This window comes from Spirillospora sp. NBC_01491 (assembly GCF_036227065.1).
Lineage (GTDB): Bacteria > Actinomycetota > Actinomycetes > Streptosporangiales > Streptosporangiaceae > Spirillospora > Spirillospora xylanilytica.
Genome location: NZ_CP109432.1, coordinates 5,792,672 through 5,805,928, shown reverse-complemented (window position 1 = coordinate 5,805,928; position 13,257 = coordinate 5,792,672). Strand labels below are relative to the sequence as shown.

9 protein-coding genes are annotated in these 13,257 nt (G+C 74.0%); 4 read left to right on the top strand and 5 right to left on the bottom strand.

The features are described 5' to 3' along the window. The gene (locus tag OHA34_RS27055) at positions 1-369 is read left to right on the top strand and encodes a hypothetical protein (RefSeq protein WP_329519297.1); all 369 of its coding nucleotides are present in this window, start codon (positions 1-3) and stop codon (positions 367-369) included. A gap of 179 nt (positions 370-548) precedes the next feature. On the opposite strand, the gene OHA34_RS27050 is transcribed toward OHA34_RS27055, so the two are convergent. The 3 genes from OHA34_RS27050 to OHA34_RS27040 all read right to left on the bottom strand — a co-directional run bounded on the left by OHA34_RS27050 (position 549) and on the right by OHA34_RS27040 (position 3,326). Then, a complete protein-coding gene (locus OHA34_RS27050) occupies positions 549-1,283 on the bottom strand; it encodes a type 1 glutamine amidotransferase (RefSeq protein WP_285938765.1) in 735 nt (244 codons plus the stop codon). After that, positions 1,273-2,523 (bottom strand): MurT ligase domain-containing protein, encoded by a 1,251-nt coding sequence (locus OHA34_RS27045; RefSeq protein ID WP_285938766.1) that lies wholly within the window; start codon positions 2,521-2,523, stop codon positions 1,273-1,275. The genes OHA34_RS27050 and OHA34_RS27045 overlap by 11 nt, the downstream gene beginning before the upstream one ends. A 416-nt stretch (positions 2,524-2,939) precedes the next feature. Next, positions 2,940-3,326 carry a hypothetical protein gene (locus OHA34_RS27040; protein WP_329519296.1) on the bottom strand — a complete coding sequence of 129 codons (387 nt, stop codon included), beginning with the start codon at positions 3,324-3,326 and terminating at the stop codon, positions 2,940-2,942. Positions 3,327-3,333: 7 nt separating this feature from the next. On the opposite strand from OHA34_RS27040, the gene OHA34_RS27035 reads away from it, so the two are divergent. Together OHA34_RS27035 and OHA34_RS27030 are read left to right on the top strand one after the other, a co-directional pair. Further along, entirely contained in the window at positions 3,334-4,536 is a 1,203-nt protein-coding gene (locus tag OHA34_RS27035; RefSeq protein WP_329519295.1) for a hypothetical protein, read from the top strand. Positions 4,537-4,673: 137 nt separating this feature from the next. Continuing rightward, positions 4,674-5,672, top strand: coding sequence for a hypothetical protein (locus OHA34_RS27030; protein WP_329519294.1), 999 nt, complete (start codon positions 4,674-4,676; stop codon positions 5,670-5,672). A gap of 591 nt (positions 5,673-6,263) precedes the next feature. On the opposite strand, the gene OHA34_RS27025 is transcribed toward OHA34_RS27030, so the two are convergent. Both OHA34_RS27025 and OHA34_RS27020 read right to left on the bottom strand, forming a co-directional pair. Continuing rightward, positions 6,264-9,266: an ATP-binding protein gene (locus OHA34_RS27025; protein WP_329519293.1), complete on the bottom strand. Its 3,003-nt coding sequence runs from the start codon at positions 9,264-9,266 to the stop codon at positions 6,264-6,266. Positions 9,267-9,435: 169 nt separating this feature from the next. After that, positions 9,436-11,712, bottom strand: a complete 2,277-nt coding sequence (locus OHA34_RS27020; protein WP_329519292.1) for a hypothetical protein — start codon at positions 11,710-11,712, stop codon at positions 9,436-9,438. Positions 11,713-12,132: 420 nt separating this feature from the next. Between OHA34_RS27020 and OHA34_RS27015 the strand changes: the two genes are divergently transcribed. Beyond that, a complete protein-coding gene (locus OHA34_RS27015) occupies positions 12,133-13,254 on the top strand; it encodes an alpha/beta hydrolase (protein WP_285938771.1) in 1,122 nt (373 codons plus the stop codon). Positions 13,255-13,257 lie beyond the last annotated feature (3 nt).

Here is a 13,257-nt window from a genome sequence, read left to right as displayed (position 1 = left end):
ATGCTGCGCACCAGCGCCCTCCACCTCCGCGTGAACGCCGTGGAGACCTACGTGGGCATGACCGAGGACTCCACCGGCATGACCGTCGCCGGCAGGCTGGACGCCCACCATCGCCTGCTCCAGGCCATGCAGGCCACCCAAGCCGACCAGCTCCGGCGGCTCACCGCCATCGAGGCGGTCCTCACCCGATCCGAAGACACTCTGGGCAGGCTGCTGGGCGAAGTCACCGAGAGCGGGACACCGCTGCGGCGTCCTCGCCTCTCTCAGCCCAAGGACTCCGGGCTCCCACCCGCTCCACCCGACTCGCCCCCGCGCCCGCGCCCGCAGCGCCGACATACCCCCGCCACCAGCGAAGCCGGTCAGCACTGAGAGGGGCGTCACATGGGTTCGGCTGAGGCGGGCGGCGCGATCGTGCGCCCACGAAGAGGATCCGACCTGCTCGGTGGGGCATGCGCCGAGTCCATCGGCGCGATGCCCCACCGCTCGGCCCGGCGGGTCGTCCGTGAGACGGCCCGTGGGCATGCCGCGAAGAATCGGCGGAGTTCGGATCAGTTCAGGACGGCGGCGAGGCGTTCCTCGCGGAGACGGCCCGCCCAGGAGTCGTCGATGGGCTGGAGCGGGTGGCCCGCGGCCCAGGTGAGGAGGAGGTCGGCCAGGCCGGGGTTCCGGACGAGGGCGGGCCCGTGCATGTAGGTGCCCAGGACATGGCCGCTGTAGGCGCCCTCGTAGCCGTTGCCGTTGCCGATACCGGCGATGACCTGGGCGAACGGGTGCACGTTCTGGCCCAGGTGGGTGACGCCCTGGTGGTTCTCGAAGCCGGTGATCCGGGGGACCCCCAGCTCGCCCGCGACGTCGCCGACGATCTCGCCGACGGCGCGCTGTGCACCGCGATTGCTGTGCATGTCGAGCAGGCCGAGTCCCGGGACGGGCTGGCCCTCCTCGCCGCCGAACTCGTGGCCGAGGATCTGGTAGCCCGCGCAGACGCCGAAGACCACGGCGCCCTGGCGGGCGGCCTGGATCAGGCCGCCGTCGTTGCGGAGGCGCTGCGCGGCGAGGATCTGCGGACGGTCCTCGCCGCCGCCGAGGAGGTAGATGTCGCCGTCGGGCGGCACCGGCTCGTCGGACCGCAGGTTGACGGTCTGGGTCGGGATGCCGCGCAGCGCCGCGCGGCGCTCCAGGACAATGGTGTTGCCCTGGTCGCCGTAGGTGCTGAGCAGGTCCGGGTAGATCCAGACGATCCGCAGCGGACGGCGGGGGGCGGCTTGCGTGGAGTCAGACGACACGGCCGTACCTCGTTCGGATGTTCTGGAAGGCGGTGTAGTTGGCGATCACGTCGAGGTGGCCCGGAGGCACCGCCATCACGGCCTGCTCGATGTCGTCGACCATGGTGAAGGCGACGTCGGCGGCCTCGAGACGGGCCGCGAGGTCGACGCGCCGCTCGCCGGCCACCCAGATCGGGCGGCCTCGCAGGATCCGGTAGTCGACGTCCCACAGCCAGGAGGTGTCGCGGCCGTCGGGGCCCTGCGCGTTGACCGAGAGAGCGACGGGGCCGGGCGCGGGCTGGAGGACGTCGAAGGCCTCCAGCCAGCCCGCGGGGTTCTTGGAGAGCAGCAGCCGGAGCCGGCGGCCCTCGTGCTCGACGGTCGTGTAGCGGCCGGCGACCGACTTGACCTCGCCGAGCAGCGGCAGCGCGTGCTCGGGCGCGACGCCGAACTGAGCGACGACGGCCAGCGCGACGGCGGCGTTCGACCGGTTGGCGCGGCCCGGCAGGGAGAGCTGCCCGAGCGGGAACGAGCGTCCGTCGGGCGCGACGACCTGGTCGCCGTGCAGGATCCAGTCGGGCCGGGGGCGGGCGAAGTGGCACTGGCGGCAGCGCCAGTCGCTGTTCTCCTCGCCGCCCTGCCGGTCGAGCGGGCCGCCGCACTCGGGGCAGCACCAGGAGTCCTCGCGCCAGTGCTGGCCCGCGGCCACCCAGGTCACGCTCTTGGCGGTCGAGGCCCCCCAGGTGACCAGCGGGTCGTCGCAGTTGGCGATGACGTGGCTCTGCGGGGCCGCCTCCAGCGCCTTGCGCCACTTGCCGGCCAGCAGCCAGATCTCACCGGCACGGTCCATCTGGTCGCGGCTCAGGTTCATCAGCGCGACCACGTTGGCGCCGGTCTCGGCCAGGACCATGGGGAGGTACTTCTCGTCACACTCCAGGACGCCGTACCGGGCGGTCCGCGCGGAGGCGAGGGCGGACACGTGCCCGGTGGGCATGTTCGCGCCGAACGCGTTGGTGGCGACCTCTCCGAGCGGCGTCATCGCCGAGGTGATCAGCCGGGTCGTCGTCGTCTTGCCGTTGGTGGCGCTGACGAGGGCGAGGTTGCGATCCCGGGCGAGCCTGGTGAGGAGTTCGGGATCGAGCCGGAGGCCGATCCGCCCTCCGATCACCGAACCGTCACCCTTGCCCGCGATGCGGGACATCCTCGCGGCCGTACGACCGAGCGCGACGGCCAGCTGCGAACGCAGCGGAAGATCGCTCATGGACTCCGTCTTCTCTGGTGTGTGCCTCTGGGCGCCTCGGAAACCGTTCCGAGCCTAGCCGTTGTCCGACCCGTCCCGTCGCGTCCCGGCGCGTTCCGCCCGATCCGCGCCCCGGGGACGGCAGAATGCGACGAGGCTCACACTGATCCAGGTAAACCACCCGGGGCAATCTTGACCGACGGTGACATGTCGTGATTCGGTGCGAGCCCCGAACGCGGTGAGACAGATTCCCATCAAGGCGCCCAAGAAGGACTCCACCCATTACTTTGTCGGGAGCCCGCGGTTACGTGGGAAGGAGCGCCCGCCGCTGGCGGGCCGATGCTCGCAACGTGGGCGAAGCGGCGATAAGGCGAGGTCTGAGCGATGCAGTGTCCGACGTGCGGTACGAACACGCCCGGGACGCTCGGCAGGTGTTCTCACTGCAACGCACCGATCGACCCGGCCCCGGCGAGCGGTGCGGTCCCGCTGGGCGCGCCGGTGACGTCCGCCGAGCCGTCACCGGCCGACAGCACGATGTTCGTGCCGCCGCCGATGCCCGCGTGGGCCCCGGCCCCCGCTGACCCCGCGCCCGCGCCCTCGTCTGCGTCGCCGACGTCCGCCGACCCTGAGGCGACCGCGGCGTGGACGATCGAGGACGACCCCGACACCCCTATGGCGGGCAGCCCTGCGCAGCCGTCCGGGAACCCGGCGTCCGGGAACCCGGCGTCCGGGAACGCGCCGGCCGGCGGGTTCGGCGCTCCGCCGCCGCCCGCGTGGGCGAACGACCAGCCAGGCCCCGGCGCCCCGCCCGCCGCGTTCGGCACCGAGACGGTGAACGAGTCGATCGTCCCCGACTCGTGGTTCGCGCAACCCCGCAAGCCGGACGTGCAGCCCGACCCGGGACCCGAGATGTGGACGCCCCAGCCGCCCGACCAGGCGTGGGGCGGCGGGCAGGTACCGCCGGCCGTCCCGGGAGGCTCCGGCGAGGCCGACGCGACGATGGTGGTCGGTCCGAGCGCCGACGGCGCGACACAGTTCGTCCCCGGCCCGGCCGAGCAGCCCTCCCCGCTCGACCAGACGCGATTCGACCAGAGCCCGGTGGGTCAGGGCATGCAGATGCCGCCGGTCGGACAGGGCGCCGGAGCCGGCGGGTTCGGCGGCCCGATGGGTCCCGGCGCGATGGGTCCCGGCGCGATGGGTCCCGGCGGTATGGGGCCTGGCGGTATGGGGCCGAACAATATGGGTCCCGGTGCGATGCCGATGGGGCCCGGCGGCGGTATGGGTCCCGGTGACCCGATGGGTCCCGGCGGCCCCGGCGGGTTCGGCGGCCCGATGGGCCAGGGCGGGCCCGGCGGGCAGGGCGGGACGATGGACGGGTTCGGCGGGTATCCGCAGTCCCCTCCCCCGCACTCGGGCGGGCAGGCGAGCAAGCCGCTCATCATCTCGGTGTGCGCGCTGGTCGCGGTGGCGCTCGTCGCCGTGTGCCTGGTGATGTGGCCGGACGGCAAGAACAAGCCGTCGGCCACGCCGAGCGCGTCGAGCTCCAACAAGCAGCAGGTCGCGGAGAAGCAGAAGCTCCCCGGTCCGGCCCGCGCGCAGGCGGGCTCGGTCAACGAGCTGCTCAACGCCAGCTCCGACACCCGCAAGATCCTCACCCGCGCGCTCGGCGCGTCCCGCACGTGCCGGGACCTGCCCCAGGCGATCAACGGGTTCCGGAGCGTCGCGCAGCGGCGGCAGAACCAGCTCCGCCGCACCCAGAGCCTCCAGGTCGACCAGTTGCAGAACGGGGAGAAGCTGCGCGCCTACCTGCGGCAGTCGTTCCAGTCGTCGCTGGAGGTCGACCAGGTGCTGCTGAAGTGGGCCGAGTTCAACCAGCGCAAATGCAAGGGCAGGCCGCGCCCGGACGCCGGGCACGTCCCGGGCCGCGCCGTCGGCGAGAAGCGCGCCACGGCCGCCAAGCAGCACTTCGTCGCGCTGTGGAACCCGGTGGCCAAGAGCACCGGCCAGCCGCAGCGGCGGTGGACCTCGGTGTGACCGCTCGATCACGACCGCGTCTCGACCCGGCGCGGACCGCACCTGTCAGGGGATGTCGCAGTATCTTGTGACCGTTGGACCTCACGTAAGGGGTTTTTATGCGGTGCCCGGGATGCGGTAGCGACACGACCCCGGCGTTGCCCCGGTGCACCCGCTGCAACGCGCTGCTGGGCGAGGCGACCGTGCACGACGAGTCCGGGGAGTCCGACGCGACGTCCCGGGACCCGCTCGGCGGTCGGCCGGGCGGCCTCTCTCCGCAGCCACCGCCGGTGCCGTGGTCGCAGAACCCGGAGAACCCGCCGGGCTGGGAGATCCCGCCGCAGCCCGATGCGCCGGGCGCCGGGGAGACGTTCGTCTCGCTGTCCCCGGAGCCGTGGCCTCCCGCGCCGCCGCCCGGTGAGTCGACGCTCTCGCTGTCCCCGGAGCCGTGGGCGGCGTCGCCCCTTCCGCCGCAGCCCCCGTCGCCCGGCGAGGCGACCTTCTCGCTGTCGCCGGAGCCGTGGGAGGAACCGGCGATCTGGCAGCCGCCCCCGCCCCGGAAGCGCAGGGGTCCCTACCTGCTGATCGCCGCCGGGGTCATGGTGCTCGCCGCGGTCGCCCTCGGCATCGTCTTCTGGCCCGGCGGCTCCGGCAAGACCGCCGGCGGGGCGGGGACCTCGGGTCCGCCGTCGCAGAGCCAGGGCGGCACCGAGACGGCGAGCGGCTCACCGTCCGACGCCCCGACCACCACGGCGGCCGGGGCCGACCTCACCCAGCAGGCCAGAGCGGTGGACGCGCTGCTGGCGGAGATGAAGGGCACCCGATCCGACCTCGGCTCGGTGGTCACGGGCGGCTGCGAGCGCGCCGGCCTCGAGCGGATCCGCGACGCGCGCCAGGAGCAGCTCGGCAAGGCGCGGGCGCTGGAGGTGGGCGCCCTCACCAGCGGCACCGACCTCAAGGACGCCCTGGTCCGCGCGCTGGACGCCTCGGTCGAGTCCAACCAGCGCTACCTGAACGCGGCCCCCGGCTGCCCGTCCGACGATGAGGTGGCCGACATCAACCAGCGGGCCAGCGACGCCAAGAACGAGTTCATCGGCTATTGGGGCCCCGTCGCCGAGCAGGCCGGACTCCCCGCCCGCTCCCCCGACACCATCTGACGCCCACCCAGCACACCCGGCCTCAGCCCCCGGCCACCCGCTCGGCACACAGACAGGCGATGTACGAGCGTCCGGGCGGGCGACACCCGGGCGGGCATCTGGGCGGGCGGACGTGCAGGCGTCCGGGCCGGCGTCCGGACGGGGGGGTCAGGGGATGGGGAGGCCCAGATGGGTGGCCAAATTGCGGACGGCTTCGGCCAGGACACCAGGAACCCGGCACGGCTCCCGTCCTGCTCGTAGCCGTCCAGCGACTGGGACCGGCCGCCGAGGTCCAGGAACCAGCCGGCGCGATCAGCGCCGCCACGTGGAAGATCACCAGGCCGGCCAGCAGCCGCCACCGCCAGACCAGCCCGTGCCACGGCACGGCGTAGAGGATCGAGGCGGTGAGGGCGAGGAAGAGGTAGGACGCGGTCATGGCGGGGAGCAGGATCCAGGAGGTGAGCCAGACCGCGGCGATGATCAGGTCGCGGTACAGCCGCAGTCGCCGGGCGCGCAGCGCGTGCAGGATGACCGGCCGGAGGTCGAACTCGAACGAGGGGACGACCCCGCGGTGCTCCTCGTCGATGTACTCCCCGCACGCGGGTGGCGGTATCAGCCGGGCGGCGGACGGTCTCCGGCGAGGAAGGGCAGGCCGGCGGACGGGTCCTCGAACGGGGCCACGAAGCGCTCGGGCCAGCTCAGCACCGGTTCGAGCCATCCGGTGACGCGCATGGTCGTGGCGATGTGCGCGATCTGCTCGTCCGGATCGAGGCCGATCGCGACCACGGCGAGGTCGCGGTAGAAGCCCTCGTGGTCGTCGTCGCCGATCAGCGCGGTGAGCGCGAGCGGACGGTTGCGGTCCAGCTCCATCGACAGCGGGTGCCGGCGCAGCGCGCGGAGCCGGTGGCCGAGCTTGGGGTCCGGCGGCTGCTTCAGGCCGGGAAGCTGGTAGTCGAGCGGCGGGGCCGGCGCGTGCTTGTCGGGGGCGCCCTCGCCGTAGGGGAACAGCCGGTCGAGCTCGTGCAGCCAGCGCACCTGCGGGATGACCCAGGTGGCGGGCGGCGGCTCCACCGGGTCGGGTGAGCCGTCCAGGAGCCGCTGGGCGACGCCGGCGGCCGTGGCGGTGAGGCCGGACGGCGGGAACGCGGTGCGGAGCGCCCGGGACCTGCGGGTCACCGCCCTCTCCAGCACCGTCGCGAGCGCGCACTCGCGCAGCCGCGGGGTGAGCCGGGACCAGGTGCGGGCCAGCTCGGCCGGGACGGCGGGCAGCGGACGGCCCGCGACGTGCGCGAGCACCAGGGTGTCGGCCCACAGCCGCAGCCAGGCCCGGTCGGGATGCCCGGCGACCAGGTCGGCCTCGCGCAGCTCGTACAGCGTGCAGGCGCGGCCCGAACGGCATTCGCACCCGCACGCGGCGGACCTGCGGCCGTCCACCGGCGGGGGCGGGCCCAGCAGGACGGCCTCGCGGCCCTCGCCGAGCGGCACCCGGACACGCAGCGGGCGGTCCATCCCGTCGGCGAACACGGCGGCGACGCCGGGACGCAGCGACACCACCTCGCGGGACTGGTCCTCGTCGAGGTTCATCGCGGCGCCCACCTGGTGCCGGTCGTCGTGCGCGGGCAGCCGGTGCACGACCTTCAGCGCGGTGTTCTTGATCACGTCCGGGACCAGCTTGGTGGGGATCTGCTCGGCCACGATGATGCCCTCGCCGTAGGCGCGGATCTCGGCCAGCATCCCGGCGAACAGCTCCACCGCGTGCGAGCTGGTGCGCTCGGGGCCGCGGTTGCGCAGCAGCCGGTGCGCCTCCTCGATCACGATGACGTGCCGCAGCCCGGCGGTGCCGCCGCCGCGCCGGGACCGCATCCGCAGGTGCTCGACGATCCGGATGATCAGCGTGCCCATCAGGAACGCCTTGTCCTCGTCGTTGGCGACGTCCTCGATGGCGAGCACGATGTTGTCGCGCAGCATGCCGCCGATGTCGGCCGGGTGCCCGCCCTCGAAGAACCGTCCGGCCGAGCCGATCCGCAGCGACCGGAGCCGCACGTCCACGAAGCCCTGGACGTCGGCCATCAGCTCGCGCCCGTAGCCGACGTCGCCGATCACCTGGAGCGCGGCGTGCTGGAGCTGCTCCAGGGTCGGGACGGCGGGCTCGATGAGCGAGCCGGGGACGCCGCCGCCGGTCACCACGTCCCAGCCGTTGTTCTCGTACACCCGCTGCAACGCCTGCGCCATGATCTGCGGGAACGGCTCCTCGGCGTCGAACGCGGCCTGAAACAGCGCGCGGACCATGTCGATGTGCGCCTGCACCGGGTAGCCGGGCTCGGGCGCGAGCGGGTTGACCGACAGCGGCACCGCGCCGGGGTCGGACGGGTTGACGACGGTGACGGGCCCGCCGAGGTCCTCGATCCGGCCGGCCATCGCCGCGTACTCCGACTTGGCGGGCTCGATCGCCAGCCAGGGGATGCCCGCGCGGGTGAGCTGCTCCAGCAGGTGCCGGACGGTCTGCGACTTGCCCGACCCGGTCGCGCCGGTGACGAACACGTGCCGGTTGATCGTGGACCGCGGGATGGTGAACCGGCCCACCCGCCGGTCCTGGCCGTCCAGGATCGCGCCGAGTTCGATCCGCGGCTCCGGTGCGGCGGCCTCCGCGGCTCCGTCGGTCTCCGACGTCACGTCGAAGTAGCCGGAGTCGAGCACCCGCACCCCGGGGACCTCGCGGCGCGGCAGCCCGGCGAGCGCGGCCATGGCGCCCGCCGTGGCGGTGAACGGGTAGCGCTGCTCGGTCTCGGCCATCGGGCGCAGCGGCTCGGGCGCCGTGCCCGGCCGCAGCATCTCGCCGAACGTGCCGCCGCCCTGCCCGGACCGCAGCCGGTACGGGTGGTGCCCGAGCTCCATCGAGCCGACCAGGACCGGCGCGATCTGGCCCAGCTCGGCCTGCGACGCCGCGCCCGCCAGTACCCGCACCTGCCAGAGTCCGGCCTCGCGGAAGGCGTCCAGCTCGGCCAGCCGCCGGTCGGCGCGGGCGACCGCCAGCCGGGCCTGCTCGTCCTCGCCGCGGCGCAGCATCCGCAGCTCGTGGTGCAGCTCGCGCATCTCGCCGTCGATGAGCCGCTCGTCGCCCGGGTCGGCCACCACGAACCAGCCGAACGGCCGTTCCATCAGGGTGACGAGCGTCGCCTCGAACAGGTTCGGCGCCTCCACGGCGGCGTTCTGCGGCGCGAGCCGTCCGGGGCAGCGGGTCCACGCCATGCGTTCGGCGTGGGCCAGCCACGCGTCGCCGATCGGCACGCCCCGTCCGCCGCTCGGGAACAGCAGCCCGTGCGCCTCACCGTCCGCACCGGCATCGGACGCGCCGCCCCCGTGCGCGGACCCGTGCGCGGCCCCGGGGGCGCTGATCGGGCCGGCGTTGGTGATGAGTTCGAGGGGCGCTCCCCCGCCGCGCGACAGCCAGCCGACCACGAACGGGCGGCGGCTGCGGGCCGCGGACAGCGCGGCGGGCAGCACGCTCACGAAGTCCCACTCGGCGGACGCGGCCCGCTCCGGTGTCGGGATCGCCTGGATCCGGTACCAGGGGCCCGGCAGGAGGCCGGGCGCGTCCACCTCGGCGGGACGCATGCTCGGGGGCGGCGGCCCAGGCGGTCCGGGCGGGGGCACCTGCGGGCCCTGCGCTCGTCCCCTCAGGAGGTGGCGTGGCACAGGGGGCTGCATGCCGGGCGGCGGTGTACCTGGGGGCTGGGTCACCCGTGCATCCTTTCCCGGTCGCTCTCAGCGCGCCACCACACGGTCAGGACGGCGGATCCGCGGCGTGCTTCCCGTTCGCCTTGAGCGGCAAGACGATGCGCGGGTTGCGCGGGGCCGCGCCGCGCGGCAGCGCGTGCCGCGCCCGGGACCCGGGGGACGGCGCGGCGAACGGCGCGCCGCCCGTTCCCGGCTTCGGGGCGCCTGGTCCGGACGGCCCGTCCGGCGCGGTCGGCCCGTCCGGCGCGGTCGGCGCGGTCGGCGCGGTCGGCGCGGTCGGCGCGGTTGGCACGGTCGGATCGACCGGCGGCTTGGATGCGGCGGGCTGCTCCGGATAGGCCGCCGCACCGGACGCGTCGGGCTGCTCCGGCGTGCCCGCTTCGCCGGTGGAGGACGGTCCGGGGGCGTCGCGTTCCACCGCGGCCCGCTCCAGTAGCTCCTGCTCGCGCAGATACTCCTCGAACTGCATCGAGTGCGCGGTGGGCAGGGTGATGATGCCGGGGTTGGCGTCGACCAGCAGGATCCGCCGGCCGCTCGCCCCGGAGTGCGTGAAGATCATCGCGGTGGGCGGGAGCTCCTGGAGCTGGGGCGGGCCGATGAGCAGCTCGCGGTGGCGCTGCTTGCCCGCGGCCGGTGCGCCGTCCGCGCCGCCGGCGCCGTCGCGGCGGCGGGGCGACACGGTGCGGGCCCACGCGGTCGCGGAGCTGATCCCCTCGACCAGCGCGGCGTCGTCGGCCGCCGGGGCGGGCAGCGGTGACCAGGCCGGGTCGGTGAGCCCGTCGCCGCGGACCCGGGCGTAGGCGACCGTGCTGGCGTAGCTCTCGCCCGCGACGTCGAGCAGCGTCTCGCCGGCCGAGTCGGTGATCTCGGCGACCAGCAGCGGCTGGTCGGTGCCGATGTGCTCGGCGGCGACCCGGGCGTCCTCGGGGTTGCCGAGCCGCATGAACCCGACCGCGGCGTGCCCGCGGCGGCCGAGCCGCTCGCGGACGTGCTGCGGGAGCGAGCGGTACATCAGGACCAGCCCGGTGCCGGTGGCCTCGCACGCGTCGATCAGCCGGTCGAGGACGTCGCCGCGCAGCTTCTCGGCGCCGCACAGGAACAGCGTGTGGTCCCACGGCCCGCCGGGCGGCGCCTCGCGGATCCGGTGGGTGAGCGCGGTCGCGACGTAGGTGCCGAGCACCCGGTTGGTGAGGACGCCGGCGCGCCGGTCCATCGACACCACGTGCAGCCGGGACGGCGGGAGCCGGACCTGCTCGGCGGCGAGCTTCTCCAACTTGCGGAGCTGGGCCTCCAGCGCCCACGCGCGCCGGACGACGATGCGGTCGGTGGCGTCGCGGCCGAACAGCGTGGCGACCCGTTCGAGCTGCTCGTCGGTGAGCAGCCCCTTGCGCAGGTCGTCGCGGGGGTCGCCGACCTGGGCCAGCACCCGCAGCGCGGCGGTGATCCGCGGGAGGGTCGCCGCGGGCCCGAGCACGTCGATGATCCGTTCCAGGATCGAATTGTCGAAGGACAGGTCGCGGGTGCTGCCCTGCTCCTCGCCCGCGCTGACCACCAGCGACAGCACGTCGGCGAGCGCCTCGGGGCCGAGGCCGCGGGTGACGTCCAGGCGGGGCAGGTCGTTCGGCAGCACCCACACCAGGGGGTCGTCGCCGCGGTCGGCGGCCAGCCGCAGCAGGTCGTGCGCGACGGCGCCCTCGGACAGGTCGATGACGGTGAGGCGGGCACCGGCGGCGAGGCGGGCGGCGCCCATGGTGGTGACGGTGGCGGACCAGCCGGCGAGCGTGCCGCCGACGACGTCGACCCGGTCGACGCCGGGCGGGACGGCGACCGGGTACCACTCGCGCTGGGCCTCGTACGCGCGGCTGCGGCGCTCCCAGTCGCGGTAGGCGTCGGCGTGCTCGCGCTCGGCGGTCTCGCGTTCCCGGTCGCGGGCGGCGCGGGCCCGCTCGCCGAGGGCGCGCTCGGCGGCCAGCCGGGCCCGGACGGCGCGCTCGTCCTGCCAGAGCAGGTGGCCGGTGATCCCCAGGATGACCGCGCAGGCGAGCAGCGCCACCAGCGCGAACGCCCAGGGGAGCACGCCCGCCAGGCCGCAGGTCAGGAAGAGCACGTCGCCGACGACGCTGCCGAAGGCCGCGATCCACAGCGGCCGGGCGGCCATGTGCTCGCCGGGCCTGCGGACGGGCGGCGGCACGGGGCCGCGTTCAGGGGACGGGGGTGGGGCGGGAGGAGGCGGTCCCGGGTCGGGATGCACCTGTGCGTAGCGCCAGCCGACATAGACGCGGTCGGCCTGGGTGAACCGCGCCATCGCGGACCCGCTCGCCATGTCCGTCACGTCGAGAGACCCCTGGGAGTTGCGGAATGGTGAGGAACGCCTGGGGCTGGGGTTGGGTGGATTCCTACACCGCACAGAGTAAAGAGGTTCCTGGAGCGACGCGGCATGTTCAACCGAACACGAATCCCAATGACCGACTTGACATGCCAATTCGGTCACCAGGTTCACCTGCGGGAAAGATCGGACAGGGCCCAACGCTGAAGTTGGCCGGATCCGGCCAGCGCGTCGGCGGATTCTCGGGACTTCCGACCGATTTTCCCGGTATCGGGTCACCTCCCCGGCGGCGCCCGGAACCGGGCCCGTCCGGGGTTCGGGGCGGACCCGAACCCGGACGCCACCCGCGCCGCAAGGCGGACGAGGGCGGTAATGTCCGGTGTCCACGGATACGTCGAGCTTCCCGAGGAGTTCCGTGTGTCACTGACCGGCCGGCCGCTGCTCTGCCTGCTGATCGTGGTCGTGATCGCTCTGGTGACCGCCACCGTCTGGGGCTGGCGCCGCCTCGCCGGGTCCGGTGCCGGGTTCATCGCCGGCCGCCTCGGGCTGATCGCGGTGTGCCAGGTGCTGATCACGCTGTCGGTGCTGGTGGTGATCAACCGGAACTTCGGCTTCTACGAGAGCTGGGGCGAGCTGGCCGGCGCGGGCGGCGCCGGCGACGGCGGGCGGCTCACCCAGCGGCAGGGCCAGGGCGGTGTCGGGGTGAACGCCAAGCTGATCAAGCGCAAGCCGGAGATGTCGATCGGCGGGGTCCCGCAGAAGGACGGCCGGCTCGACACCGTCGACATCCGCGGCGCCCGTTCCGGCCTGCACGCCCGCGCCTACGTCTACCTGCCCCCGCAGTACTTCCAGCCCGGCGGCGAGAAGCGCCGCTTCCCTGTCGCGGTGGCGCTCAGCGGCTACCCGGGCGCGCTACGCAACCTGGTCACGCAGGTCAAGGTGCCGCAGACCGCGCGGGACGAGATCCGGGCCGGACGGGTCCAGCCCACCGTCTACGTGCTGCTGCGCCCCTCGATGGTCCCCGGCCGCGACACCGAGTGCATGGACGTGCCCGGCGGGCCGCAGACGTCGACGTTCTTCACCCAGGACCTGCCCGAGGCGGTCCGCGCCAACTACCGGGTGCCCGACGCGCGCAAGAGCTGGGGTGTCTTCGGCCTGTCGACGGGCGGCTACTGCTCGCTCAAGCTGGCGATGCGCAATTCGGACGTGTTCTCCGCCGCCGCGTCCCTGTCGGGGTACTACGGCGCCATCAAGGACGTCACGACCGGCGACCTGTACGGCGGCAGCCAGACCGTCCGCAATGAGAACGACCTGTTCTGGCGGCTGGGCCATATGCCGCCGCCGCCCGTGTCGGTGCTGGTGACCACCAGCAAGGTCGGCGAGAAGAACAAGGAGGGGACCGAGCGGTTCCTCTCCCTCGTCAAGCCGCCGATGCGGGCGTCGTCGATCACTCTCGACAGCGGCGGCCACAACTTCCAGACCTGGAACCGCGTCCTCCCGCAGGTGCTGCGGTGGATGAGCAGGGGCCTCAGCGTCTGACGG